Origin of the sequence: Niallia sp. NCCP-28, assembly GCF_023168165.1 — a bacterium.
In the GTDB taxonomy this organism is placed as follows: domain Bacteria; phylum Bacillota; class Bacilli; order Bacillales; family Cytobacillaceae; genus Niallia.
The window spans coordinates 61,452-88,132 of record NZ_BQYJ01000001.1 but is presented as its reverse complement, the minus strand read 5'-3'; the positions used below and the strand labels follow the sequence as shown (position 1 = coordinate 88,132).

28 protein-coding genes and 2 pseudogenes are annotated in these 26,681 nt (G+C 33.3%); 21 read left to right on the top strand and 9 right to left on the bottom strand.

The window, feature by feature from the left end; all coding sequences use genetic code 11:
• Positions 1-347: 347 nt before the first annotated feature.
• The 6 genes and pseudogenes from NCCP28_RS00445 to NCCP28_RS00420 form a co-directional block, all read left to right on the top strand.
• Positions 348-1,361 (top strand): annotated as a pseudogene (locus NCCP28_RS00445) (sugar phosphate nucleotidyltransferase); the annotation flags it as partial.
• A 427-nt stretch (positions 1,362-1,788) separates the two neighbouring features.
• Positions 1,789-3,060, top strand: a complete 1,272-nt coding sequence (locus NCCP28_RS00440) for a glycosyltransferase (protein WP_248559455.1) — start codon at positions 1,789-1,791, stop codon at positions 3,058-3,060.
• 585 nt (positions 3,061-3,645) lie between these two features.
• The gene (locus NCCP28_RS00435) at positions 3,646-3,855 is read left to right on the top strand and encodes a Fur-regulated basic protein FbpA (RefSeq protein ID WP_248559454.1); all 210 of its coding nucleotides are present in this window, start codon (positions 3,646-3,648) and stop codon (positions 3,853-3,855) included.
• Between the two features lie 326 nt (positions 3,856-4,181).
• Positions 4,182-4,832, top strand: coding sequence for a class I SAM-dependent methyltransferase (locus tag NCCP28_RS00430; protein WP_248560251.1), 651 nt, complete (start codon positions 4,182-4,184; stop codon positions 4,830-4,832).
• A 93-nt stretch (positions 4,833-4,925) separates the two neighbouring features.
• Positions 4,926-5,495: a GNAT family N-acetyltransferase gene (locus NCCP28_RS00425; protein ID WP_248559453.1), complete on the top strand. Its 570-nt coding sequence runs from the start codon at positions 4,926-4,928 to the stop codon at positions 5,493-5,495.
• Between the two features lie 175 nt (positions 5,496-5,670).
• Positions 5,671-5,844 (top strand): DUF3934 family protein, encoded by a 174-nt coding sequence (locus NCCP28_RS00420; RefSeq protein ID WP_248559452.1) that lies wholly within the window; start codon positions 5,671-5,673, stop codon positions 5,842-5,844.
• 282 nt (positions 5,845-6,126) lie between these two features.
• On the opposite strand, the gene NCCP28_RS00415 is transcribed toward NCCP28_RS00420, so the two are convergent.
• The 4 genes from NCCP28_RS00415 to NCCP28_RS00400 all read right to left on the bottom strand — a co-directional run bounded on the left by NCCP28_RS00415 (position 6,127) and on the right by NCCP28_RS00400 (position 8,719).
• Positions 6,127-6,345: a helix-turn-helix domain-containing protein gene (locus NCCP28_RS00415; protein ID WP_004434885.1), complete on the bottom strand. Its 219-nt coding sequence runs from the start codon at positions 6,343-6,345 to the stop codon at positions 6,127-6,129.
• A 10-nt stretch (positions 6,346-6,355) separates the two neighbouring features.
• Positions 6,356-6,835 (bottom strand): DUF2975 domain-containing protein, encoded by a 480-nt coding sequence (locus tag NCCP28_RS00410; protein ID WP_248559451.1) that lies wholly within the window; start codon positions 6,833-6,835, stop codon positions 6,356-6,358.
• Positions 6,836-6,870: 35 nt separating this feature from the next.
• Positions 6,871-7,356, bottom strand: coding sequence for a DUF2975 domain-containing protein (locus NCCP28_RS00405; RefSeq protein ID WP_248559450.1), 486 nt, complete (start codon positions 7,354-7,356; stop codon positions 6,871-6,873).
• A 661-nt stretch (positions 7,357-8,017) separates the two neighbouring features.
• Complete coding sequence (locus tag NCCP28_RS00400; protein ID WP_248559449.1) at positions 8,018-8,719, bottom strand: DUF554 domain-containing protein; 702 nt, start codon at positions 8,717-8,719, stop codon at positions 8,018-8,020.
• Between the two features lie 296 nt (positions 8,720-9,015).
• Between NCCP28_RS00400 and NCCP28_RS00395 the strand changes: the two genes are divergently transcribed.
• Complete coding sequence (locus NCCP28_RS00395) at positions 9,016-9,441, top strand: OsmC family protein (protein WP_248559448.1); 426 nt, start codon at positions 9,016-9,018, stop codon at positions 9,439-9,441.
• A 433-nt stretch (positions 9,442-9,874) separates the two neighbouring features.
• Here NCCP28_RS00395 and NCCP28_RS00390 read toward each other — a convergent pair.
• Positions 9,875-10,365, bottom strand: a pseudogene (locus NCCP28_RS00390) (MogA/MoaB family molybdenum cofactor biosynthesis protein).
• Between the two features lie 149 nt (positions 10,366-10,514).
• On the bottom strand, positions 10,515-11,264 hold the full coding sequence (locus NCCP28_RS00385; RefSeq protein WP_248559447.1) for a class I SAM-dependent methyltransferase: 750 nt from the start codon (positions 11,262-11,264) through the stop codon (positions 10,515-10,517).
• A gap of 110 nt (positions 11,265-11,374) precedes the next feature.
• On the opposite strand from NCCP28_RS00385, the gene NCCP28_RS00380 reads away from it, so the two are divergent.
• Genes NCCP28_RS00380 through NCCP28_RS00355 form a run of 6 tightly spaced genes read left to right on the top strand, consistent with a single transcriptional unit; the run spans position 11,375 to position 16,222 of the window.
• Positions 11,375-12,949 (top strand): ABC transporter substrate-binding protein, encoded by a 1,575-nt coding sequence (locus NCCP28_RS00380; RefSeq protein WP_248559446.1) that lies wholly within the window; start codon positions 11,375-11,377, stop codon positions 12,947-12,949.
• 3 nt (positions 12,950-12,952) lie between these two features.
• The gene (locus tag NCCP28_RS00375; RefSeq protein ID WP_248559445.1) at positions 12,953-13,354 is read left to right on the top strand and encodes an ABC transporter permease family protein; all 402 of its coding nucleotides are present in this window, start codon (positions 12,953-12,955) and stop codon (positions 13,352-13,354) included.
• 20 nt (positions 13,355-13,374) lie between these two features.
• Positions 13,375-13,890 (top strand): ABC transporter permease, encoded by a 516-nt coding sequence (locus NCCP28_RS00370; RefSeq protein ID WP_248559444.1) that lies wholly within the window; start codon positions 13,375-13,377, stop codon positions 13,888-13,890.
• Positions 13,884-14,675: an ABC transporter permease gene (locus tag NCCP28_RS00365; RefSeq protein ID WP_248559443.1), complete on the top strand. Its 792-nt coding sequence runs from the start codon at positions 13,884-13,886 to the stop codon at positions 14,673-14,675. The genes NCCP28_RS00370 and NCCP28_RS00365 overlap by 7 nt, the downstream gene beginning before the upstream one ends.
• Positions 14,668-15,489 (top strand): ABC transporter ATP-binding protein, encoded by an 822-nt coding sequence (locus NCCP28_RS00360; protein WP_248559442.1) that lies wholly within the window; start codon positions 14,668-14,670, stop codon positions 15,487-15,489. The genes NCCP28_RS00365 and NCCP28_RS00360 overlap by 8 nt, the downstream gene beginning before the upstream one ends.
• Positions 15,473-16,222: an ABC transporter ATP-binding protein gene (locus tag NCCP28_RS00355; RefSeq protein WP_248559441.1), complete on the top strand. Its 750-nt coding sequence runs from the start codon at positions 15,473-15,475 to the stop codon at positions 16,220-16,222. Before NCCP28_RS00360 ends, NCCP28_RS00355 begins: the two co-directional genes overlap by 17 nt.
• A 299-nt stretch (positions 16,223-16,521) precedes the next feature.
• On the opposite strand, the gene NCCP28_RS00350 is transcribed toward NCCP28_RS00355, so the two are convergent.
• Together NCCP28_RS00350 and NCCP28_RS23755 are read right to left on the bottom strand one after the other, a co-directional pair.
• Positions 16,522-17,157 carry a substrate-binding domain-containing protein gene (locus tag NCCP28_RS00350; RefSeq protein ID WP_248559440.1) on the bottom strand — a complete coding sequence of 212 codons (636 nt, stop codon included), beginning with the start codon at positions 17,155-17,157 and terminating at the stop codon, positions 16,522-16,524.
• Positions 17,154-17,279, bottom strand: a complete 126-nt coding sequence (locus NCCP28_RS23755; protein ID WP_375709354.1) for a LysR family transcriptional regulator — start codon at positions 17,277-17,279, stop codon at positions 17,154-17,156. The genes NCCP28_RS00350 and NCCP28_RS23755 overlap by 4 nt, the downstream gene beginning before the upstream one ends.
• A 19-nt stretch (positions 17,280-17,298) precedes the next feature.
• On the opposite strand from NCCP28_RS23755, the gene NCCP28_RS00345 reads away from it, so the two are divergent.
• The 8 genes from NCCP28_RS00345 to NCCP28_RS00310 all read left to right on the top strand — a co-directional run bounded on the left by NCCP28_RS00345 (position 17,299) and on the right by NCCP28_RS00310 (position 24,739).
• Positions 17,299-17,595, top strand: a complete 297-nt coding sequence (locus NCCP28_RS00345) for an ATP-binding cassette domain-containing protein (protein ID WP_248559439.1) — start codon at positions 17,299-17,301, stop codon at positions 17,593-17,595.
• The gene (locus NCCP28_RS00340) at positions 17,565-17,879 is read left to right on the top strand and encodes a P-loop NTPase family protein (protein WP_248559438.1); all 315 of its coding nucleotides are present in this window, start codon (positions 17,565-17,567) and stop codon (positions 17,877-17,879) included. The genes NCCP28_RS00345 and NCCP28_RS00340 overlap by 31 nt, the downstream gene beginning before the upstream one ends.
• Positions 17,880-18,540: 661 nt before the next feature.
• Positions 18,541-20,070 (top strand): nickel ABC transporter substrate-binding protein, encoded by a 1,530-nt coding sequence (gene nikA / locus NCCP28_RS00335; protein WP_248559437.1) that lies wholly within the window; start codon positions 18,541-18,543, stop codon positions 20,068-20,070.
• Between the two features lie 2 nt (positions 20,071-20,072).
• On the top strand, positions 20,073-21,002 hold the full coding sequence (gene nikB, locus NCCP28_RS00330; protein WP_248560250.1) for a nickel ABC transporter permease: 930 nt from the start codon (positions 20,073-20,075) through the stop codon (positions 21,000-21,002).
• An 11-nt stretch (positions 21,003-21,013) separates the two neighbouring features.
• Complete coding sequence (gene nikC / locus NCCP28_RS00325; RefSeq protein ID WP_248559436.1) at positions 21,014-21,835, top strand: nickel transporter permease; 822 nt, start codon at positions 21,014-21,016, stop codon at positions 21,833-21,835.
• Between the two features lie 2 nt (positions 21,836-21,837).
• Positions 21,838-22,644 carry an ABC transporter ATP-binding protein gene (locus NCCP28_RS00320; RefSeq protein WP_248559435.1) on the top strand — a complete coding sequence of 269 codons (807 nt, stop codon included), beginning with the start codon at positions 21,838-21,840 and terminating at the stop codon, positions 22,642-22,644.
• Between the two features lies 1 nt (position 22,645).
• The gene (locus NCCP28_RS00315; RefSeq protein ID WP_248559434.1) at positions 22,646-23,407 is read left to right on the top strand and encodes an ABC transporter ATP-binding protein; all 762 of its coding nucleotides are present in this window, start codon (positions 22,646-22,648) and stop codon (positions 23,405-23,407) included.
• A gap of 9 nt (positions 23,408-23,416) precedes the next feature.
• Entirely contained in the window at positions 23,417-24,739 is a 1,323-nt protein-coding gene (locus tag NCCP28_RS00310) for an MATE family efflux transporter (RefSeq protein ID WP_248559433.1), read from the top strand.
• 766 nt (positions 24,740-25,505) lie between these two features.
• Here the strand turns inward: NCCP28_RS00310 and folE2 are convergent.
• Positions 25,506-26,411: a GTP cyclohydrolase FolE2 gene (folE2, locus tag NCCP28_RS00305; protein WP_248560249.1), complete on the bottom strand. Its 906-nt coding sequence runs from the start codon at positions 26,409-26,411 to the stop codon at positions 25,506-25,508.
• Positions 26,412-26,681 lie beyond the last annotated feature (270 nt).

The following is a 26,681-nucleotide window of genomic DNA, read 5'->3' as shown; positions in this document are numbered from 1 at the left end:
TATAATATATTCTATAAAGAACTTTATAGGATTTACTTTTTATAGAAACAACCATTTTTTAGAGAAATAATCTTTTGGATTATTTTGAAAGAGGATGGCTTCTGGGAGGTGGATTATTTTATAAAATTTGTGATGAAGTAAACATGCATCTTCAAGGCGAAGTATTATATCACATAATAAGTTTGGTTTTGAAAACTTTTAAAAGAGACAAGCTACGAGCCAGAGAGATTACAAAAATTATTTTAAGAGTAATTTATACCTTTTTCAACCATTATAAAGGCTAGCTTGTTGCTTTCACTTACGAAGTTTGTATTTATGATAAGAATTTAATTAGGGGTGAGTATGAAGTGAAACTAGTTTTATTATCCGGGGGTTCTGGCAGGAGACTTTGGCCATTTTCGAATAATACCCGTTCAAAACAATTTTTGAAATTTTTGGAAGTGGGAAGCGGTGAGAAAAAATCTATGCTTCAAAGAGTGTGGAGCCAATTAGAGTCTGTAAATCTTACTGAATCTACTGTTATTGCGACTTCGAAAATACAGTGTGATATGATTTATAACCAAATCGGAGGCGATGTTCCTCTCGTTATTGAACCAGAAAGAAGAGATACCTTTCCAGCTATCGCTTTAGCTGCCTCTTACCTATATTCTGTTGAAAAAGTATCATTAAACGAAGTGATAACTGTAATACCAGTAGATCCTTATGTTGATAATACTTTTTTTAATAAAATCAAAGAGTTTGAGAGTTTATTTTCAACCACAGATGCAGAATTGGCTTTAATAGGTGTTAAGCCCACCTATCCATCTACTAAGTATGGTTATATTGTTCCAGAGAATCAAAATAATGACAAACAGTATATGTCAGTAAAATATTTTGTAGAGAAGCCGAGTGAAGTAAAGGCTCAAGAACTAATTGATCAGAATGCTTTATGGAATTGCGGTGTTTTTGCGTTTAGATTAAGCTACCTTATCGACATTATTCAAAAATTACAATTGCCTACTCAGTTTGAAGAGTTATATTCTGTTTATCAAAATTTACCGAAAAATAGCTTTGATTATGAGGTGGTTGAAAAGGCAAAGCGAATTGTTGCACTTTCGTATGAAGGTTATTGGAAAGATTTAGGGACATGGGAGACTCTGACGCAAGAAATGACTACAAATCAAATTGGTAAAGGTATGATTGATGATAGCTCAATAAATACACATTTAGTAAATGAACTAGACATCCCTGTTACGATCATTGGAGTTAAAGATATTATTGTAGCGGCAAGCAGTGAAGGTATTCTTGTTGCAGATAAAGCATCTAGTTCAAAAATCAAAGAATTTATTAATAATGTTAAGCAACCGCCCATGTATGAAGAATAAGTATGGGGATAGTTAAGTGTCTAAGACCATGTGAAATATGATAAAGGACAAGTCATGGATATATATAAATAGAAAGGCATTGGATTGTATATTGGTGAATCTTATTTAAGAAGAAGGTTAATTTAAGTAAGGGTGATTTTAGTTTTATTGCGCATTAACGAGATTTTGTCCCTACATCTAAGGGATGATAAGCGAAACCGAGAAATCTAAGCAGGGAGAAACTTGCCCGTAAAAGCCTGATTGTTAGTTGAACTTTATTGAAAATAACTCTTTTTTAATAATTGTTACCCTATAAGAGCTAAGAAGATTTACTTTGAAAAAACGGTGTAGTTCCCCTTTGAAAGTAAAAGAAAACATTACGCTCATATATCTCCCATATAATTTTAATAAAACCTACGGGTAGAATGGAAGTGACATAAAAGAAATGACACCCTTAGTTTCTGTAATTCTAACCAGCTATAATAAACCTCTTACGATTGCAAATGCGATAGAAAGTGTGCTTAATCAAACGTATAGCAATTGGGAACTGTTTATTATGGATGATAACTCAAGTGGAGGAATTGTAGACATTATTAAAAAATATTTAACAGACTCAAGAATCAGCTATTTTAATAGTCGTGTTTTAGATAGTGAGAGATACAAAACAACTAGATATGCTACGTTAATAAATGAAGCAATTTCAAAAAGCAGGGGAGAGTATCTTACTTATTTGACAGATGATAATATATTTTTGCCTAATCGCTTGGAAACAATGGTTTATTATTTGCAGCATCCAAATATAGATATTGTCTATTCCAATCAATTAGTTAAATGGGTGGATGAAAGGACGGGAAGGCAGCGAGAAGGTGTACGAAGAACTCAGGGGAATTTGAAAAATGCTGCAGGGAAAGTGGATCATTGTTCCGTGATGCATACTCGTTTAATCGCAGAAGAAGTATTTAAGAAGTATGGCAGCTACTGGGATGATCATCCTGATAATTGGAATTTTGGTGATGCTGTTTTTTGGAATCGTTTAACAGAATTTAAATCTTTTTATCCAATAAGAAAAGTGTTGGACATTGCATGGAAAGGAGATGACTCTTTTCAAAAGCTGTACACCTATATGCCAAAAACTCTTCCAGATGGAACACTGGTTAGGGGCTTGAGTAGCGATGTATATATAATTGATAATCAACAGAGAAGAAGAATTTCGCCACAAGCTTTTCAACAATTACATTACCAATCCTACAGGGTGGTAAGAATCCCCGATCCCTTTTTGTTTAAATATAAAGAGGGAGATGTGATTGACAGCCAAATTTTTAAAGACAGCAAGCTATTTCCGAATCATAAACTCATTCAATCAAATGAAAATTCCTCGCTATATTATATTCAGAATAATAAAAAGCATTTATTTCGTAATGAAAAAGCACTTCAAGATTTCCATTTCCATCAGCAAACACCTGTTATATTGGCCAGCAGTCTTCTCAATCAAATTTCAGATGGCGCTACTATAGAAGAATTAAAGGCTACAACTACTTTTCTTCCAGAAGGAGTATTGTATAAGTGCGAAAATAGTTTTTATATTTGCTTAAATAATTGTCTTCATGCTATAGAAGAAGTAGTAGCTAAAAAACTTAACCAGCCGGTAACTGATCCAGTGATCATTCATCCTCAATTATTGCTGCATTTTAAACAAGGAGAACCAATCGGATGGTGAAAATATGCAGAAAGCAACTGCATAAGGATAATTACATTAAAATAATAAATTGTATACTGAAAAGGGCAATTTCATTCTTTATTGGTAGAGATTGCTTCTTTTTTTGCCGATAAGTAATGTGATTGTAGTAAGGATGAGAATCAGGCATATCTTTTGAGGATTAAATGGTAATTCCGTTTTAGTAGTATTGCTGGATGTGTTTTTTATCTTGACTGTAATAAACAGATTTGTTATCTTTATATTATAAAAACACACTATTCCAATTGGGATTGTTTAATTAACTATGGTATTGAATAAAAATTTTTGCATTTTTAAATGTAAATAAGCCGACTAGACAGCTAGAGGTCTTTGCTTTAAACAACTCTGTTTAAGCAAAGGCCTTTTTGTTGTTAAAAAAGAGGGAAATACTGAATATTTTGTGAATTAATCGATAATTAGGATAAATAACTATTCCGATTTTTCAAATAAGAATAGTGTAAATAGAGTGTTACTAAATGTCATTCTTAAATGGACTACTTAGCCGAAAATGGATGAATTTAATTTTCATACTATCTTCGGCAAATTATGGAGTAGGGAGCGATTTATATGGATGAAAAAGTGCGCAAAGAAAAAGAAAATAGAAAAGAATGTTTAATTAATAAATTACTTGCATTAAAAGTTTATAAAAAGGATGATAAGCATCTCTATGACTTGTCTTTGCAAGAATTAGAACAGGAATTTAACAAAAGAATCGATAAAACTCATCCGCATAGTGATATGGGATCTCTTCATTGGATCAATAAAAAAGGAAGCTAAATTCATAAAAAAGGAGAATTTGGGGCATTGGGATGCTCTATTTTTTTTGCTTGCAGAACGGTAAATTTGAAGTGAAATCAGTTGTTTTTTATTAACAGGCAAGAGTCTTTTTAATTTTCATATTAGCAAAGAATGTGAAAAATCTAGGTGTATAGTAAACCTCTATTGATTGAAGATTGATTTTAATAATAGAATTATTCATCAAGAAAAAGGAAGAAAAACATTCAATATAGAATTATAAAGGCGAGGTGATAAAGTTGGGACATCAGAAATTAGACTTAGAGCGAATTGTTTTCATCGGAAGATCTTATGAAGAATATAAAGATATGTTTAATTTGTCGGACGAGGAACTAGCTGGGAAAAAAATATTAGATTGTCCTGCAGGGGCCTGTTCATTTACGGCAATTGCAAACAGCAAGGGGTTAAATAGTACAGCAGCTGATATTGCATATGATCATTCGGAAGATGCTTTATACCATAAAGGCTTAAAAGATATACAGCATGCTGTTGAGCAAATGAAAACAGCAAAAAATAATTATGTATGGAAATATTTTAGCGATATGGAAGCACTGCATAAGCATCGTCTTCAGGCATTGGCGGATAGTACCGCCGATCGAAAAAAGTCGCCGAACAAATATATTCCAGCAGCACTGCCTTCCTTGCCTTTTAGCGACAATGAATTTGATGTGATTTTATCTGCCCATTTTTTGTTTATGTATGATGACCGGCTGGATGAAACCTTTCATTTTCAAACAATAAAGGAGTTTCTTCGGGTTGCCAGGCAAGAGATTCGGATATTCCCTTTAGTAGATTTAAAAGGAAAACGTTCCATTTATCTTGATAAAGTCATCGAAGATTTAAAAAATAAGGGATTTACATTAGAAGAAGTAAATGTGAATTATGAATTTCAGGAAAATGCCAATACGATGCTGGTGATTAAAAAGAATGAACATGCTAAATCTTCTATTGCGTATTAGGAAATAGCTGAGAGAACACTTTATTAGAGTATATAAAAATGATTGAGAATTTAGAGTTTTATTATCCATTCTTTTTGTAAAATGAGGTGTTGTATGGACATTCATGATATATACGGCAATCTGCCTGTTTTAGAAACAGAGCGGCTAATTCTTCGGAAAATTAACTTAAAAGATGCAAAGGATATGTATGCATATTGCTCTAATCCAGAAGTAGCCAAGCATGTTACTTGGCACGCACATCAAACAATAGCAACTACAAGAGAATTCATTAAGTATATTATGGATCAATATGAATTAAAAAAAATTGCTCCATGGGGAATGGAATGGAAGGAAAATGGCCAGCTTATTGGCACGATTGATTTTGTTTGGTGGCAGCCAAAAAATAGAGCAGCAGAAATAGGATATGTTCTTCATCAAGGTTATTGGGGAAAGGGCATTATGACGGAAGCTTGCAGAAAATTAGTATTTTTTGGTTTTACACAAATGGATCTTATTCGTATTCAAGCAAGATGTGTAAAGGAAAATAAGGCTTCTGAAAAAGTTATGCAAAAAGCAGGAATGAAACATGAAGGAACGATCAGAAAAGGTATTCTTTTAAAAGGAAAACATCAGGATATGCATTTATATTCGATTTTAAAAGAAGAATTTAGCACAAAACCATAAATAATACAGATAGAACAAAATCCTTGGTAGTAAACAGTAAACCTTGGATTTTTTGTTTGGAAAAAATAAAGAGTGTCGACTTTTGGAACTGTATATGGTTAAATTAAGCTTTAACTGTTAAGCGATCAAAAGAAAATAATACACCTATCTTTATTGATGTAATGGAGTTGAGTCGATGCCGAAAGCAAAAGCAAAAAGTGGAACAGGAAGAGGAACAGGGAAAAAAGGGTGGAATCGTTGGCAAAAAAGTGCCAATAAATCCAAAAGTGCTAAACCGTATACAAGTAAAGGGGTAAAACATGGCAATAATAAAAATGCTGCCAGTGAAGATAAAGCTAATAAAGAATAACAGGACAATATCCCAACGGAAAATATTATAGCAATATAAAAAATCTAACAGAGTATAGATTCTATATAGAAGCAAAAATAAAATCTAAAAAGGAAAACCAAAATACTAAAAGGCTCCTTTTTGAGGTGCAAACATTGCAAAACACATCATGTTTTTTCTCACTAATATCAATGGAATTCTCTGAGTAAATAACATCAATAAACGCAAAGAAGGGATAGCTTAATAGCTATCCCTTAAATTCTTTATCGACTTCCATTAATTAAATAAATTTGTTGTCTGTTTTTATTGAGTGTCCTCATCGCTTTTGTACTCCAAAATATCACCCGGCTGACAATCCAAAGTCTTACATATCGCTTCTAATGTTGAAAAACGAACCGCTTTTGCTTTCCCATTTTTCAGAATAGAAAGATTCGCCATAGTAATTCCAACCCGCTCAGAAAGCTCCGTTACGCTCATTTTTCGTTTTGCTAACATCACATCAATATTAATAATAATTGCCATATCCTCCACCTCAGACCGTCAAATCATTTTCTGATTTTATGTTAATCGCTTCTTGTAGAAGCCGTTGGAGGATAGCGGCAAAAACGGCGATAACCAACGAAGCAAAAATGATGATGATTCCCATTAATCCAATAGGAGGGTCAACTTTTTTTGCTATAAAATGAAAGAGTGGCAAACCTAATACATACAAACCACTGATTGTAATTGCACAGCACTTTATCTTCTTTAACGGCTTTACAGATAATTCCGAAAAAGCTGTGTTCTCGTCAATGTATCGTAAAAGATTGAAAGCCTGATAGAGAGCAAAGTAAAAAGGCACAGCCGCTCCATACATCACGATGAAAACGAGATATTTCATTGGGGAAATATTTGGATACAATTTTGCTGAGAAATTTGCCATATGGGGCACTACAAATATGCACAATGCAAGAACTGAGATTCCTATAAAAATAACAGCTAGCTTTAAAAAGAGTGTCGTAACTTGTTTCATAAAAAGTACCTCGTTAATTAAATTTTCTCAAACCGTTAATCATTTTTTGACTTAATATCTGGGACATTTTTTAATGGCTTTTGAAGTGCATCGACAATGGCTGCGATGATACTTGTTGCTAAAATACCCATTAGACTTAGTGATATAGGACCTGCTGGGTCGTCTCCGGTGCTTTTAGCAAGCACCTTTAAGCTTGCTATTCCTAACAGAATGAGGAAAATGACTGTAAAAGCACATTTTTTTATAACCTTCAAAGATTTAAGGGATAATTCAGAGAAAGCATTGTTTTTTTCGATATAGGTTAGTAGTTTAAATGCTTGATACAACGCCACAGAAAACGCAATACAGAATCCATATGCACATACTAAAAAGGGGATTAGGAAATAAGCCGTCTCTGGATGTACCTTTGCATCTTTAATGGCTATCTCAGGCAACCAATAGATACATAAAGCAAGCATCGCAATTCCGATCAGAAAAATAATTACCTTTAAGAAAGTGGTGGAACCTTGCTTAATATTCATTTAAAGCACCTCACTGATTTAATGATAAAATGACTTTAACACATAAATTATCGTTTTACAATAAAATAATATTGTTTTTAATTATATTGTTGTTGTTATTATTATATCCCTTTGGTTTTGGCAAAAATAAAAAACATTTCTCATTACAAAGAAATGCTCTTATTTTAAAATGTTAAATTTACACCTTGTTCAACAAAACTTCCTAATAGTTTAATAAAGTAAATAAACAACGAAAGATAACAGAACCTGCTTAAAATAAATAATATCCTTGATCGTAAATTGTTTATCGACAATCCTGCTTTAATTTTAATAAAAACATCAAAGATTGTAGTAATATCAAAGAAATAAAAAACGTGAATTCACGTTGAAAATGTATTGCGAAGTTGATTTTTGTATCCTAAAAGAGAACCTGTTACCAAAATACGGGCTTTCCTTTTTTAGATTTTATTTTTATAAAGTCTATTACTAGAATAATTTGCTCTTTTTATTTCCATAATTGATATAAGCTGAAGAGAAAGGTAAATAAATCTGGGATTATATTCCGTTTTCAGTATAAAATAGTCAAAGCATATGTTACGAGAATGAGATTACACGATCCGATAAAAACGTGGTGCTTTCATTTATCTTGAAAAGAAGGTATCTCAATATATGCTTTATCCATCTAAAACTTATAAAGAATAGAAACGATAATGGCAGAGACTATAATTCCAGGCAGAAGATTCGCTACTTTCACCTTTGTAAGTCCGATTAAATTCGTACCGATTGCAAGGATCATAATCCCGCCTGTGGCGGTCATTTCGATAATGATTTGATTCATTAAAGCATCTGGAATAAATAAATTTATTTGTGTGGCAAAAAGGGCAATAAATCCTTCATATAAAATAATTGGAATCGCTGAAAAGATAACGCCGACTCCTAATGTTGTGGTTAAGATAATCGCAATAAATCCATCCATAATGCTTTTTGTGTATAAAATATCATGATTTCCTCTAATTCCGCTATCCAACGCTCCAAGAATCCCCATTGCGCCAACAACGAAAACCAAAGTAGCTGTGACAAATCCTTGAGAAATATTTCCTTGTTTAGAACTCCCTAATTTTTTCTCCAGCCAATTTCCCAATTGATTTATTTTATCTTCTAAAAATAATAACTCTCCAATAATTGCTCCTATTACAAGACTAAGAATGACGATAAGGAAGTTTTCGCTTTTAAATCCCATTTGTATTCCAAGAACGATGACGGCTAGTCCCATCACATTCATAACGGTGTCTTTCATGCTATCAGGTATTCGCCGAAAAAGGCTGCCTAATAGTGTTCCAAAAACTACACTTATTCCATTTGCTAAAGCTCCTAATAAAACCATGTTTTTTCACCTGTCCAATTCTATAGTTGTGCTTTTTAAATTATAAGGGAAAGATCTTGAGAAAAAAACAAAAATTGCAATATTTATGAAAGTTAAAAAGAAGGGATTATTGTACAAAAATGATTAGTTAAAATAAGGAATATAGAGGATATGCAGAAGTTTTATTAGATTTATGAGAAAATAGTTGTTAATTAGCAATCCATCTGTATGTGAATGGAATTAAACCCACCCTTCCATCACATACTAGTAGCGGCAACGTAAGCTAGGGATATTAAGATAAAGGAGCGAAATAAAAATTGCAGACAACTATTACATGGAATGGAAAAATGGCATTCAGTGGAAAAACTCCATCTGGACATGAACTGAAAATGGATGCAGATGAAAAATTTGGCGGAGAAAATTCTGGTGCAAGACCAACAGAACTTCTATTAAATGCTGTTGCAGGCTGTACAGGAATAGATATTTTATCCATCTTGCAAAAAATGAGATTAGAGCCTGCCTCTTTTTCAATGGAAGTAACCGGCAAGCGGGCAGAAGAACATCCAAAACGTTTTACAGACATCAACATTGATTACGCATTAGAAGGTGATCTCCCAGAAGATAAAGTCGTTCGTGCGATTCAATTATCAAAAGACAAGTACTGTTCCGTATCTCATTCATTAAATGCAACTATAACGGCAAGCTATTCTATAAATGGAATAAAAGGAGAAAAAGAGCTATAAATTGCAAGGTTAGTTAAGTCTCCTTTTAAATAGACCTCAATTGCTTCTTTCTTTTTCTTATTCTTGACATCAATTCTTAATGGGGAAGTTTTAAACGATGCAATAACAAAATTTTTTTAAAAAAAGTAATGGAGTTTTGAAAATAAACTTCCATTACTTTTTATTATATAAAAGAGCTGCTATAAATTTTGGACTCTCATTTTCTTCATAAATCGAATAATTGACAACTATAGAAGAGGCTTCTTTCAAAAGATTGGTTCTCCAATAACATTATTGATAACCTATGAGATTAATATTTTGCAAACTGTAGCATTTTGTTGGAAATCAAAAACAGTAGAGTTTCTCTGAAGTTTTAAGTATTCTCTTTAATTGAAACGAAAAAAATTAATTTGAAAGACTGCTAAACATTAATTTTTTAAATTAGTCCCATTTTTTACTTTTGGCGATTTAACTCCCAAATAATATGGGGGCGTTCTGGTAAAATAAGTTTCTCCATTGCTAAACGAACAGCATCACTTGAACCAGGCATAGAAAAAACAGTTCTTTCATGAATGGTTCCGGCAATGGCTCTACTCATAATTGCTGCACTACCAATGTCTTCTGTATAGCTAAGCATCCGAAATAGTTCGCCAAATCAACAATTTCTTTATGAATCAATGCTTGCACGGCTTCCATTGTTACATCACGTTTTGTAATTCCTGTACCAGCATTTATTAACACAAGATCTACATCATCTTTGCCACATCCATCGAGTATAGACTTATGAATGAGGGGTAGATCATCTTTAACAATTTCATAAAAAGCCACTTACATATCGTACTGTTTCAGCAACTCTATCATCATAGCACCACTTTTGTCGAATATTTTTGTTCGTGTATCTGAACCAGTAATAATTTTGTATAGATTTTTTTTGAGTAGAAGAATTGATTTCTTTAACTGACTGTTGAATCAAAAGGCTGAGTCTCCCAGTAACACAGGATATAGCTGGCGGCAGCATTTAGTTAAATGAGAAATCAGAGTTTTTTATTAAATAAGCCGGCGCTAAGCTATTCTTTTGTCTCTATCAATAGAGATTATTTAATAGCAAGTATAGAAAAAAATGGTATAGAATCATAGGCTGCTTGTTCAGCCTCTGTATAAACTAGTTCATGAAAGTCCTGTCTGATTTGAATATCGATAAAGCCTAGCTGAAATAGTACTGCTTTATCCCATTCAGGTCTCATTGCAAAAGTCATTGGTAAATTTTTGGAAATAATATCACCTTCATCAAATAGTTCCTTTTTATCATAAGTTGGAAAACCTAACTTTTTAGCTTTTTCAATATCTGATTGATAAATCTCTCCATGTGTCTTCTTCGCTATTCCTATATTCCAATTTGCATCAAAGATAAGTAGACGGCCATCTTTTCTTAGCCAATTGTACCAGTCTGTATAGGTTTTTTCTGGATAATGAAGCGTCCATGTCACATTGCGGGAAACAATAACATCATATGTTTCTGAACCTGAAAAAGGAAATTCTGGAGAAACATGAATAAAATTCACAGAAACTTCATTATTTGTGGCGTTTTTCTGTGCAGCAGCAATCATCTTTTCTGAGAAGTCCAAGGCGGTTACTTCATGGCCCATTTTCGCTAATATTATTGCAAAAAAACCAGGACCTGTGCCAATTTCGAGAATTTTGAGAGGCTTCTTTTTTTGGATATGCTCCTTTAGAATTTGGGTCCAAGCATCTCTTTTAAATCCGCTTAATTCTTTTTGAATAATGTCATCATATATCTCAGCGCTACTATTCCAATAGTTTTGATGTCGTTTTATTTGTTCCATATTCTACATCTCCTTATAAAAAGTGTATTGACAATTAGTTTTCCTTTTACTATTATATGATAGTCGTAATCATTACGATTTGCAAATATTTTATAGAAAGAGGTTTTAAAATGAAAAAAATAGCAGCATTTATAATATTAACTGCTTTGTTGTTAAGTATGGCAGCCTGTAATGGGAAAGAGGAAGATGCCTCTAATAACAGTAAAGATTCAACTATTGAAGTGGCGCTAGCAACTGATAGTGGTGCAGATAAATTAGATGCAGCTGCGTATGATGGATCAACGTCATTATATACAGCAGTATATGATTCTTTAGTTGAATATGGGGAAAAGGGAGAAATAAAACCTGGACTAGCAAAATCCTGGGATGTTTCAGAAGATGGAAAAACATATACTTTTCATTTACATAAAGATGTAAAATTTTCTGATGGATCTAATCTTAATGCAGATGCTGTCCTTTTTTCTATTAATCGATGGAAGGGAAAAGAAGCACACGCATGGCTAAGAACTGCTACTACATTAAAAAAAGCGGAAAGAGTGGATGATTATACGGTTAAGATGACTTTTTCTGAACCAAGTGCTTTAATTTTAAATGAATTAACAGCGGCTAGACCTCTGCGTGTTATGAGCCAAAATTCTGTTAAGCCCGCTGGAGATCCAAATGGTGAATTTGTAAAAGCTATTGGTACAGGGGCATGGACAATTGAATCTTATAAGCGAGACAAAGAAACAATTCTAACTCCAAATAAATATTATTGGAAACAGAAACCGTCTGTCGAAAAGATGGTTTGGAAAGTGATAGCTGACCCGCAAACTCGATCTTTAGCCTTACAAGAAGGCAGCATCCAGTTAGCTGGCGGTGAAATGAGTAAAATTCCATATGAATCATTAAATATCTTTAAAGAAAATAAGGATTTTAAAGTAGAATCGAAACCAGGCACAATGAGTTATTTTCTCGTTATTAATAATCAAAATGAAAATCTACAGAATATAAAAGTGAGACAAGCATTAAATTATGCAATTGATAAAAAAAGCGTAGCGAATCAAGTATTAGATGAAAATGGTTTGCCAGCTAAAGGCCTATTTGCTGAAACGGTTCCTTTTGTTACGGAAGAAAATAGCGCTGGTTATGCTTATAACTTAGAAAAAGCAAAGGAATCATTAAAAGAAGCAGGATACGATAAAAATGGAAAGACCTTAAAATTGAAATTAGCATTGCAAACGGAGGAATTTCCAGAGTGGAAACAAATTGCGGAAACCATTCAAAGTAATCTGAAAGAAATAGGTGTTGAAGTAACATTAGATAGTATGGAATCAACAGCTTATTATGATAATTTATGGAGTAAACGAGATTATGATTTATTAATTTACAGAACCTATGCGGATGGTCTTAATCCACAAGGATTCCTAAATTCTTTATTTGTAATACAAGGCGATGGAAAAGGCGTAGCATATACGGATAAGAATCTATCAACAGCTATCATACAGGCTGGTCAAGCTATCAATAAAGAGGATCGTCAAGCTGCATATGATAAAGTGCTATCTTATATGAATGAAAATGCGGTAACTGTGCCTTTATTTTATCCAAATGATATTTTTGTTCATCGTGCAGAGATTGAAAACTTCACTTGGGGTCCAATTATTGATGATCCTGTTATTTGGAATGCATTAAAAAGGGTTAAGTAGATAATGCTTAGTTTTATTTTGAAGAGATTAAGTATTATTTTATTAACGTTATTTTTCCTTAGCATATTTTTGTTTTTTCTTGTTCGGATAATTCCAGGTTCACCAGAAATGGTCATATTAATGAATCAAGGGGGGACTATAAATGCCGAGGAATTAACTAATTTAAAAGAAAAACTTGGATTAAATTCATCTTTATTTCATCAATATATAGAATGGGCTAAAAAAGTAGGAAGGTTTGATTTTGGTATCTCTTACCAATCAAACCTTCCTGTTTTAGAAGAAATATTGTCGCGGATTACACCAACCCTTGTATTAGCGGCCTTATCATTAGTTATATCTACATTAAGTGGAATAATTATAGCGTTCTATTCTTCGTTATATAAGGAAAAAAATGGAGTGGAATAATTAGCAATGCTGCTATTTTTGTGTCATCACTTCCGAATTACTTAATAGGCCTTCTTTGTGTATTATTATTTTCTATTCATTGGAATGTTCTTCCTGTTTACGGAAGTGATTCATGGCAACATCTGATTCTTCCTGTTTTTACCATATGTTTGCCAGTAACGGCGATATTTGTACAGTTATTCCGTCAAGTAATGGAGGAAGTATTAGATAGTCATTATTTTGAGGCAGCGCGGTCAAGAGGAGTTAAATTATATAGTAAAATTCTTTTCCTCCCGTGTTTACATGGTTTTTTAACAATCATTGCTTCTAATATTGGCAGTTTATGGGGAGGAATTATCGTGACAGAAACGATTTTTGCTTGGCCAGGAATCGGAAGTTATATTATTAGTGCTGTTTCTGTCAGGGACTACCCAGTAATCATTGGATTTACCTTAATAATGGCTTGTTTGACCATGCTTATTTATCTGATTGTAGATGTGCTCTTAAGGTGGACGGATCCAAGACAAAGATGGAAAGAAGGGGAATCTGAATGGTAAACAAGAAAACTTGGCTTATTCCTTCCATATGTTTTGTTATTTTTTTGTTTGGTATACTGCTAGGTATTGTATGTACACCATATGATCCATATAAAGTAAATCCAGCGGAAAAATTACATTCACCCAGTGTGCTTCATTGGTTTGGAACGGATCATTTAGGGAGAGATATATTTACCAGAATAGTGGTAGGGGCACCATACACTTTACTTTTTCCCGCTGTTGTCCTTCTTTTGTCATCGATTATGGGTATATGTATTGGTCTTATCAGCAGCTATTTAGGAAAAAAAGTTGACTTTGCTGCCACTGCTGTAATGGATTCTTTTAGTTCCATTCCCAATTTGCTGATAGCCATTGCTGTAACTGGTTTGCTTGGTCCAGGGCTAGTCAATACATTATTAGCTATTCTTATATCTTGGTGGGTTCAGTATGCTAGGGTTGTTCGAAATCTTTCCATTGTTACACGAACCCAACCTTATATGCTTGCAGCGCAGTTAAGTGGAACTTTTGGTTTTAAGTTAATCTATCGCCATCTTTTTCCTAATACTTTTCCGTTTATAAGAGAAATGATTTTTTTAGACATGGGAATGATTATTTTAATGGTTTCTAGTTTATCTTTCCTTGGTTTAGGTGCACAACCGCCATTGCCAGAATGGGGAGGAATGATGTTGGATGGCAGAAGTTATTTTCAGATTGCACCTTGGATTACTTTGATTCCTGCTGTTTTTATCACCGTGGTTGTTATGCTGTTTTATTTTATAGGAAAGGGGTTAAAAGTGGATGATTGACCAAATGGTGCTCAAAGTGAATAATCTTACCATTAAGCGGGGCGAAAATATCCTTGTGAATAATATTTCTTTTCCTATTTATAAAGAAGAGATATTTTGTCTAGTTGGAGAATCAGGAAGTGGCAAGTCTATCACTTCACGCGCTATAATGGGTTTATTACATAAAAGTAGATTTAAAGTAGAAGGAAATATTCTATTAAATACAAGAAAAGCAATGGATTTAACGAAACAAACAGAAAAAGAGTGGCAAAAAATTAGGGGAGAAGATATAGCGCTTATTTATCAGAACCCTACCTTAGCACTTCATCCATTTTTAAAAATCGGAACTCAGATGACAGACATGCTGAGAAGCAGAAAGGAATTAAGCAAGAAAAAGGCTTTGGAGGAAATATATAAACAGCTATCTCTAATGAATTTTCCTGATCCAAAAAAAATTGCAAATTCTTTCCCTTCTCAATTAAGTGGTGGTATGAATCAACGTGTTATGATTAGCATGTCACTATTGCTTCGACCAGCTTTGTTAATAGCTGATGAACCAACAACAGGTTTGGACACAATCAATCAAAAAAAGATTATCGAGAGGCTGGTAGAGTTAAAAGAAAAATATAAAATGTCCATTTTGTTTATTACACATGATTTGCGCATTGTTAGTCAAATTGCGGATAAAGTAGCGGTAATGGAAGATGGACAATTGGTTGAAGTGGAGCCGCTTTCTGTCATTCAGAAGCGCCCGCAACATCCTTACACAAAAGAATTATGGAAGCAGCTTCCAGATTTTTGGAGAAAGGAAGAATTCCATGATTCTAGAAGTTAATCACCTTTCAGCAAAGTATCAAAATTCTGAAAAAATGGTATTAAACAGCGTGTCTTTTCTTTTAGAAAAAGGAAAAAAGTTAGGAATTGTGGGGGAATCCGGCAGCGGAAAAAGTACGCTTACTAGAATTTTAGCTGGTTTCCATCCATATGTCAGCGGGAAAGTATATGTAGAGAATCGAATGGTTAAGGCAAGTATAAAGGATAGAAACTGGCTAAGTAAAAAAATGCAGTTGATTTTTCAGAATCCTCTTTCTTCCCTAGATCCTCGACAGACAGTCCGGCAAATTTTAGAAGAGCCTTTGGTTAACTTCTCTTCTTTATCTGCTAAAGAACGCAAACAAAAAATAAATGCTATTTTAAAAGAAGTCAATCTCCAAACAAATATTTTGGAAAAGAGAAGCGCTGCATTAAGTGGAGGACAAGCACAACGAATATGTATTGCTAGGTCCTTGCTGGCAAATCCAGAAATTCTTATTTGTGATGAACCTGTTACAAGTTTGGATATGACAACACAGATAAAAATAATACAGCTGTTAAAGAATCTCGTAGAGGAAAAGAAATTATCGATTATTTTCGTTTCACATGATATTTCGCTAGTGCTGGAATTGTGCGACGAGGTTTTAGTGCTTAAAGAAGGCAGAACAGTAGATTATTTTGCAGCAAAAGAGTGGGGAAATGTGGAAAGACACCCCTATACAAAAGAGTTAATTGAATCGACTAAGATTATTTGATTTTCTGAAATTAAATAATCTAAAAGCAGCTTAATAAATGTTTTAGAGGCATGGAAGAAACTAAAGAATAGAAGAAAAATATATTAGGTAAGTTTAATATTGTGTTCTCTTTTATAGTTAAGGATTTGTATTTTAAATATTTTTTATTATGGAATTCAGTATGATAAGCCCACCTGCTATGCGGGTGGGGAATAATTGTTATACAAAAAGCTCACTATCCGTTTTATATTCAACCTTCTATTAATAACCATTCTTGAATTTGTTTGTCTTCTCCTTTTTCTTTCGTTGTTAATATTTTGTTATTGTTTTTGATTTATATAGTCAAGAAATTCTTTTATTTTATTTGCCTTTTCAACAGCGTAGATAATATAAACGAGTCTTGCTGGAATTGCATAAGAAGATTTTAATTTTATAGGTAAAAGCTGCCCATTATTAATATATCGTCTACTTATGCTATCTAATAAAAAACCAATGCCTTTTCCTTGCAGTATGAATTGTAATACAATAGCTAAATTATCAACTCGTATTCTTATGGTATCTTGCTTTCCGATTTCCTCCTCAAACCATTCTGTAAAGGGCATTCCCCAATGAAAATGTATATAGGGTAAATCTAATGTGCTAATGGTACCTAGTCTTTTGACTAACTTGGGAGAACCCACTAATTGTATGGATTCTTCTTTATAATGAATCGTTTTAAAAAAGGGTGTGCATGGAGGACTATTTACAAAGCCAATATCAATCGATCCATTTTGAATTTTAGGAATGATATCATATGTATGTCCTGTTATCAGTCGTAAGTTTATGTCTTGGTATTCCTGAGAGTATTCGGTTACTTTATGAAAAACATTTGTGCTCCAAAGAGAGTTAAGAGCTCCTATGGTTAAGGTTTCGCGATATCTTGGCTGCAACCGAACAGCTTGAATCCCTGCCGTCAAAGCTTTAATAGAAGCTGTGCATAATCATAAAAAATTTTACCTGCCTCTGTTATCTCCACACTTCTTGTTTTTCTCGTGAAAAGTTTTTCTCCCACTATAGCTTCTAATAGATTTATAGACAAAGTGAGGGCGAATTTATAAATGAAGTTAGAATGTTGTAATATTAGTTTTCAATATGAAAATAATAATATAATTTTGGATAATGTCAATCTATCTATGGAATCCGGAGAGGTAGTAGGTCTATTAGGCCCAAGCGGTTATGCGAAAAGTACGTTGGGGAAAATTCTTGCTGGACATATAAAACCACATCAAGGAAAGGTAATTCTAGATGAAAACCCTATAAAAAAAACTGGTTTTCAACCTGTTCAAATGATTTATCAACACCCAGAGCAAGCTGTAAATCCAAAATGGAGAATGGAGAAATTGATGAGGAGTTAAGAGAGAAATTAGGAATAAATCCTCATTTCTATAGCAGATGGCCAAATGAATTATCAGGCGGTCAATTGCAAAGGTTTTGTGTAATGAGAGTCTTGAATCCTCAAACAAAATTTATTATACCAGATGAAATTAGTACAATGCTTGACACTATTACGCAATCTCAGATATGGAATGTTATTTTGGAGTATGCTAAGAAATATAATATAGGTATCCTTACGATAACGCATAATCCACATTTGGCTAAAGTTATATGTACTAGAGTTGTAAAGGTAGAAGATCTATAAAAGGTAAGAAGAAATTTAAAAAGCATGTAGGATTAGTTCAATAAGGAACTTATTCTACATGCTTTTTGTATTAGCATAAGATATTAATTTATTGATTATAATCTTTGTAGTATATTAGAACAAATAATAAAAAGAATGTATTATCCATAAATTTAAAGGAATATGTAGTAGTAGTAAAGGATTTATGACTTGTTATCACCTGCTCATATAACTGACTTAATATGATACTTTCAAATGGTACAAACAATGGATTGTATAAAGAAGGCTGTAAAATTTTCATTTGGAAAATGTGATTATATCAGTAGTAGATACGATAGGATATATCTTTTTTTACTTTATATGTAAGGAAGAGGTTAAAGTAAAGATTCTAGAATTACTATTGATTTCAAGCTTGTTAGATGTACCTAAACTTTAAATGTATGCCTTTTTTTGAATGGAATAGGAAAAATGATATTGACAAAGAATTTAGATAAATTTATTAACAGAATCAATTTTAACATTAATATCGGAATATGTTAATTACTACAATAAGATTAAAAGTGGATGTGAAAAAAATGAAAAAATAATTAAATCGTAACAATTACTATTTACAATTAAAATTAATTGCACTAAAATATGAGAAGTAAAACGAAATGATTACTATTTATTTCAGGAGGAAAAAATGAAAAAAATCTTACAGCTATTTATATTTTTGGTGATTGTTGCTGTTGTGGCAGGGTGTTCTAGCAGCAATAAGGATAAGCAAGAAAAAACAACAGGAAAGGAACTTAACCTTTTATTTAATTTTGCAACTAGTACGCTAGATCCTAATGTGGACACTACATATGCAGCAGTCAGAGCAGGCATCACAGAAACGCTTGTGAAAATGAATGATAAAAATTTAAAGATAGAGCCTTGGCTAGCAAAGGATTGGAAAAGTGAAGACGGAAAGCATTGGGTCTTTACTATAAATGATGATATGACATTCCAAAATGGGAAAAAAGTAGATGCGGAAGCAGTGAAAAGGTCCCTAGAACGTGCAATAAAAGACAATGAAGCAGTGAAAAGTGCTTTAAAGATAGTTTCTTTAAAAGCAGAAGGACATACATTAACGATTGTAACGGAAAAACCATTTCCAGAATTCCCTTCAGAATTAGTGCATCCTAATACATCTATTATAGATGTAGATGAAAAAGATTATGTGAATAACCCTATTGGAACTGGACCATTTAAAGTGGCATCCTTTACTTCAGGAAGTGCCATACAATTGACTAAATATGCTGATTACTGGGACGGGGCAGCTAAATTAGATAAAGCAACTTTTTCCTTTAATGAAGATGCAAATGCTCGGTTTTTAGCTTTAAAAGCAGGGGAGGCAGATATAACGTATCGACCGCCAGTTGAAAGTTTAGAAGAGCTGAAAGCGATAGAAGGTATGGTGGTAGAATCTGTTCCAAGCTTACGCACACATCAACTTACAATGAATTTTCAAAAAGAGACATTGCAAGATCTTAATATTAGAAAGGCGCTAGACAGTTTATTAGATAGAGAAGAAATTGTTGGTTCTATTCTAGAAGGACAAGCTGAAGTAGCAAAAGGACCATTTTTATCTACCTTCTCTTTTGCAGCTGATCAAAAAGAAAAAACATATAGTTTAAAAGAAGCAAAAAAATATCTGGAAGAAGCAGGATATCAATTAGTAAAGGGTGTGATGAAAAAAGATGGCAAGGCATTAACATTTAAATTATTAACTTATCAAGCAAGACCTGAACTGCCGATGATTTCACAATTAGTGCAATCTAATGCAAAACAAATAGGAGTAAATATAGAGATTCAGCAGGTAGAAAATATTGATGAATATATGAGTACTAATAAAGATTGGGATTTAGCTACTTATAGCAGTTTAACCGCTCCAAGGGGAGATGCTGGTTATTTTCTAAATGCTACTTATTCGCCAACTGGTGCTCTAAATTATGGAAGTGTAAATAATAAAGAATTGATTGCTAAATTAGAAACTCTTAATCAAACAGTAGATGCGGAGCAACGTGATGAACTTGCAAAAGACATGACGACTATAATTGATCAGGAGTATTTACATTCCTTTATCGTACATCCCAATGCAATTGTTGCATATAACGGTAAGAAAGTACAAAATTGGGTAACAACGAAGAGTGAATATTATATGTTAACAAATAAACTGGATGTGAAATAATGCTGAAATTAGCAGGAAAAAGACTTTTGGAAGTCATTTTGTTTTTTGTTATTCTCTCATTTGTTAGCTTTCTTTTAATTAAGCTTACTCCTGGTGATCCTGTAAAATCGATTCTTCGTGTAGATGATGTTGCCGTTAATACAGAGCAAATCGAAGAATTACGAACAGAACTAGGGTTTGATCAGCCAATTCCTATGCAATATTGGAATTGGCTGACTAATTTTTTTCAGCTTGATTTTGGAAATTCCTATATAACAAATGAACCAGTGCTGGATATTCTTTTTTCTCGGCTGCCTGCAACGTTGGAATTGACTGTTTTCTCTTTGCTTGTTATGTCATTGATCGCTGTCCCATTAGGATCCTTATCTGCGCTTTATAAAAATAGTTGGATTGATCAGCTAAGCCGTTTGCTTTCCTTAATTGGCTCTGCGGTTCCGAGTTTTTGGCTGGGATTAATTTTTATTGACCTATTTGCCGTCAAGCTAAATATTTTTCCGACGATGGGGAGGGACGGATTCTCCTCTATTATATTGCCATCCCTAACTCTTGGCATTGCAATGGCTTCTGTATATGTCCGATTAATACGTTCAAGCTTGTTAGAAACAATGGGGCAAGACTTTATAAAGGCCGCACGCTCAAGGGGGTTATCAGAAAGCAGGATATTTTTTGCACATGTATTTAGGCATAGTTTAACTCCAGTGATTACGGTATTTGGCGTAAGTTTAGGAAGTCTGATTGGCGGTATAGTAGTAATTGAAGTTTTATTTGCTTATCCAGGGGTTGGAAAGTTAGTTGTTTCAAGTATTACCTCAAGAGATTACCCCATTATTCAAGGATATATTTTACTAATGGCCATTATCGTTTTTGTTATAAATACGCTGGTGGATGTGTCTTATCGCTACTTAAATCCAGAAGTACGCTTGAAAGGGTGAAATAAGCAATCATGAAGAAAATCGCTCATTCTCAGAAAATAAAAACATCTTTGTTGATATGGATAGGTTTAGGAGTTATTGCTCTTATTATATACTGTCTGATTTTAAACCATGATCCCAATTTTGTTAACTTTAAGGACAAAATGCTGCAGCCAAGTTTTGTTCACCCATTTGGTACAGACCACCTTGGCAGAGACGTATTGACAAGAATTTTACTTGGTTCCATTTATACAGTTGGTTATAGTGCTTTGGCATTAGTGGGAGCCTTGCTAATAGGTGTTCCAGTTGGAATTATTGCTGGTTTTATCGGAGGAAAAATAGATCGTTTTTTTATGCGAATAGCAGATGCCTTTTTATCGTTTCCTGATACGATTATTGCCATTATTCTTAGTGGACTTTTAGGGCCTAGTATTATCAATTTATTAATCGCTGTCATATTTGTTAAGTGGGTAGGTTATGCCAGACTAGTCCGCAGTACGGTCATTTTGGAAAAACAAAAGGATTATGTGATGCAAGCAAAAATAAATGGATTAGGCTCTTATCAAATAATGAAAAAACATTTAGTGCCGCATGTGATTGGAAATGTGTTTGTTTTAGCAAGCTTAGATTTAGGAAAAATAATTTTATTACTATCAGCTCTTTCCTATATTGGACTAGGCGCACAACCGCCAACACCGGAATGGGGTGCTATGCTAAATGAAGCAAAAGCAAATTTTCAATCTAATAGTCTATTAATGATATTTCCAGGCATAGCAATTATCACAGTTGTTCTATTTTCTAATTTATTAGGAGATTATTTGCGTGATAAATATGATGTGAAAAGAGAGGTATAAACATGTCGGTTTTATCGATTAAAGATTTATCCATTCATCATAAAATGGAAACATTAGTACGATCAGTTTCATTTGAAATAGAAGAAGGAGAATGGCATGCTCTTATTGGACAAAGCGGAAGTGGAAAAAGTTTAACTGCTTCTGCAATTGGTCAATTGTTATCGAAGCAGTTCTCTTTTTCCGGGAGTATTTCTTTAAAGGGTCAATCATTATTTGACTTATCAAAAAAAGAGCTGAGAAATATTCGAGGAAGGGAAATTTCTTATATATTCCAAGATTATACTAGCTCTTTTACCCCGTTTTATACAATTGGCAAGCATTTTGATGAATATATCAAAACACATCTTTCCCTAAACAAAAAAGAAAGGCGAGAAATGGCCACTTCAGCACTGGAGGCTGTGAATCTTGAAGGAGAAAGAGTGTATAAAAGTTATTCTTTCCAGATGAGCGGAGGACAGCTCCAACGTGCAGCTATTGCTTTAGCTATGCTTTTAAAGCCTAAACTATTGATTGCCGATGAACCGACAACTGCACTAGATAGCGTGACTTCAAAGCATATTTTAGAGTTGATACAAAAATTAAGAGTGGAGACAAAGTGCTCTGTTCTTTTTATTACTCACGATTTAAGACATGCAAGGAAGTATGCAGATCATATTTCTGTCATGAAAGAAGGAGAGATTATCGAAAGCAATGCTAAAAAAGAAATAATTTATGCACCTAAGCATCCGTATACAGCACAACTGTTATCCGCCATACCAACCATATCGGATAGAGTATCAGCATTAGAAAATGTGGAGGTCTTGTATTAGTATGGACGTATTAAAAGTAAAAAATCTAAATAAAAATTATAAAAAGAAGGCATCCGTTTTAAAGGATATTACTTTTCAAATCAAGAAAGGAATATGTGTAGGGTTAGTAGGGGAAAGCGGCTGTGGAAAAAGCACTCTAGCTAGATGTATATTAGGAATAGAAAGTATAGACAGTGGAGAAATAGTATTATTTAATACACTACTTGATCAAAATAAGGATATGGGGTCGTTAAGGAAACATGTACAGGCTGTCTTTCAAAATCCAACCAGTTCTTTAAATCCCAAATTAAAGATAAAGGATAGTCTTCTAGATCCATTTATACAATTTGAGTCACAGATACAGCTGCGTCACTTAAACTACCAGAACCAAGAGCAGTTTGTTCGAGATTTGTTAGATATGGTTGATTTGCCAAGTAGAATGGCTAATGCTTACCCCCATGAATTGAGTGGAGGGCAAAAACAGCGAGTGGCTATTGCCAGAGCAATTAGCATTGAACCAGCTTTATTATTATTAGACGAGCCTACTGCAAGTTTAGATGTTTTCTCACAGAACCAGTTTTTGAAGTTATTGGAACAACTTCGTGTAGAACTAGAATTATCGTATTTGTTTATTTCACATGATTTAGCTGCTGTGCATATGATTAGTCAACAAATCATGGTGATGAAAGAGGGAAGTATAGTAGATTCATTTAATAAAGAAGCTTTATTATTAAATAGCAGAAACTCTTATACAAAAGAATTGATTTCTGTTTTTGAAGAGTAGGAGAATCATATGACACATAAGTATTATCTATCCCTCGCTATCCCACTTATTATTTCAACCATTACGGTTCCTCTTCTTGGTGCTGTAGATACAGCTGTAGTCGGCCGAATTCCAAATCCTGCTTATATTGGCGGAGTTGCTGTAGGAACGGTCATTTTTAATACAATGTATTGGCTATTTGGATTCTTGCGCGTCAGTACATCTGGATTTGCAGCACAGGCAAATGGAGCAGAAGACGATTTGAAAAGTGCTATGGCATTATTTCGTCCCATGGTTATTGCTCTATTAGTGGGTTTGCTGTTTATTTTATTTCAAGATGTCATTTTATATTTTGCGCAAGTTTCTTTGGGGATAAAAGGGGAAGTCAAGGCAGTAAGTGCTGACTATTTTTTTATACGCATTTGGGGTGCTCCTTTTACATTGATGAACTATGTTATCCTGGGCTGGCTCCTGGGAATGTCCCATATTAAAAAAACCGTTTTTATACAAATTATGATGAATATGATCAATATCATTCTAGCGTATTTGTTTGTCATTCTTTTGGGGTTTGGAGTAAAAGGAGTAGCAGCTGCCACCTTAATTGCTGAAATGGCCGCTTTTTTGGGAGGCATTTATTTCTTATTTAAAAACGATAAGCTTCGAATAGATTTCCACTTAACTATTTTAGGGAAAGAATTGCTAGATAAAGCTCCTTTAAAGAAAATGATGGCTGTCAATCGCGATTTATTTATGCGTACGATTTGTTTATTATTGGTATTTAATGTTTTTACAGCAAAAGGTGCTGCATATGGAACAGAAATATTAGCCGCAAACGCTATTTTAATTCAAATTCATTACATAATGGCTTATTTTTATGATGGTTTAGCAAATGCTTCTAGTATATTAACTGGTAGAGCAGTAGGGCAAGGAAATAAACAGCTTTATAATAATACGGTAAAAAAATCGTATCAATGGTCGATTTTATTTTCTATTGCCATTTCCCTTTTTTATTTCTTATTTAAAGAAAATATTATTCCCCTCTTTACAATCGTAAAAGATGTGGTAACGATTAGCAAGGAATATGAATATTGGCTTGTTTTATTCCCGATTTGCTCTTGCTTTGGCCTTGTATTTTACGGAGTATTTACAGGTGCTACAGAAGCAGGCTTGGTCAGGAACTCGATGATTGGATCTGTACTGATATTTTTTCTTGTACTTTTTCCATTCACCCATTATTGGGGCAACCATGGATTATGGTTTTCTTTTATTGTGTTTAGTTTGTGCAGATCCCTGCTTTTAATAAGATATCTACCAAAGTTAAAAGAGAAAATAGTATTTAAAGAATTAGAATAATAAATAAAAAAATATTCTATATTAATAAGCATAAAAACTATAGAGCTATTTTAAGGGAAGCCATATTGTAACTACAGACTATAGCCAAGAATATTTTAAGCTTTTTGCTATAGTCTGTAATTTTTTTGAAAACTAATCAAATAAGAAGAATATCTTTCTTTTTTTCTTCGTATAATTAATAGACAAAAGATATCAGGAGATGATGGGGAAAAGAAAAAACTTTTTTAAGAGAATGTTTGGTTATAAATTTATAGTAAGTAATTTAGAAAAAATAATTTAAAGACGAGCCTCTTATACCTATAGCTTCCTATTTTCATATAATATACAGATAATAGCCTATTGGAAAGGAAGTGTTATAATTTATAAATCGTAATCATTTCTATTTGTATTAGAGTTAGGATGGAGAAAAAAGAAATGTATTCATGTTTTAATTTTTTATGAAAATTTAAAACAAATTGGGGGAAAACAACTAAAGAAAAAGGAAATTTGATAATAGAACCTATTTATTCAGGACAAGTTCAACTTGCTTCTATTGATTTATGCCTTTTTAATAGTAGAGGAGCATAAAAATTCATGTATTTCCTTAGTCACTCCGAGAAGTTGTATTTAGATGGTAATAGTTCATCAGTTTCTAATAACCAATGCTATCTAGAACAAAAGGTAAAGCAAAGTAGATAAACCTTTTGTTCTAGAGTCCATTAGTTTATTTAATATAAATAGCGTTATTTAGTACAAAAAATTTTAAGAATAGTTTTCGTATGTAACATTAGGATTTTGTATAAGACAGTTTTGCATAAGCGTCATGAAGGTGAATGGATTCTTCATTCCGACATTCTATTACAAAGGATTTTACCCAATCTGCTTCATACAAGTCAGCAGCGACAAGACGAATTAAATCTTCAACAAAACGAGGATTTTCATAGGCTTGTTCTGTTACCTTTTTTTCGTCTGGTCTTTTTAGTACAGGATGAAGCATAGAGCTGGCATTTGATTCTACGATGTGAAGAAGTTCCTTTTTTAAATCTGTTGGCCAGTTTTGATGAACAGGCAGCTCAATCCAAGTCTTTACAACCCCTCTCTGGTTATGGGCACTATATTCACTGATTTCTTTGGAGCAAGGACATAGGGTAGTTATAGCAGATTCCAGGCCTATAAAGAAATTCCAGCCTTTATCTTTTTCGAAAATAATCTCCATAGAAACCTTGGAATGCATGAGTCCCTTTTTGTTTGTCACAGGTGCCATTCTTTCAAAATACCAAGGAAATGACACGAAAAGAGAGGATTTATTTTGTTCCATTTTTTCTGCCAGCTCCCTCGTAAAGGCTTGAAGGGATTCTATTTCAAGTATCCAACCGTTTTGATAGTATTCTTCTAATAATTCAGTAAGTCGACTCATGTTAATTCCTTTTTTATCACTAACAAGATTGGTTGTTAGAGTAAAAGTTCCAATGGTTGTCTGAGAAGAAGGCTCCAAGGAAGACTTAATAATTATGGGATGAGAAACATTGGATATTCCAACGTGATCTATTTCAAAAAAATAATTTTTTGGAGTATTTTGAAGGTCTGACATTTTTTCTTTTTCAGTAGGTTTTGTTCGATTTTGTATAGGGTCTACGGATCCAAAATATCGGTGGCGTTCTTTTTTTTCGGGCAGTTGAATAGATGGTTTCATGTTAATTTTTAATCTCCTTTGAAAATCGTAATCATTACAATTTATTATATCGACAATATAAAAAAAATCAATATTTAACATATACAAAAGGTTACTGTGATTAAATTTGCAGTAAAACTTCTTTTGCCTTAGTGAATATGTCCATTCTTTATATAAAGTGAAATCTCAATCAGTGAGGGTTTCACTGCCCGTTACTGCCGGATAAAATCCCACCATTTTGGTGTTCACATATTTGATTAGGTATGTAAACTTTTTGTTTTATAAAACCGA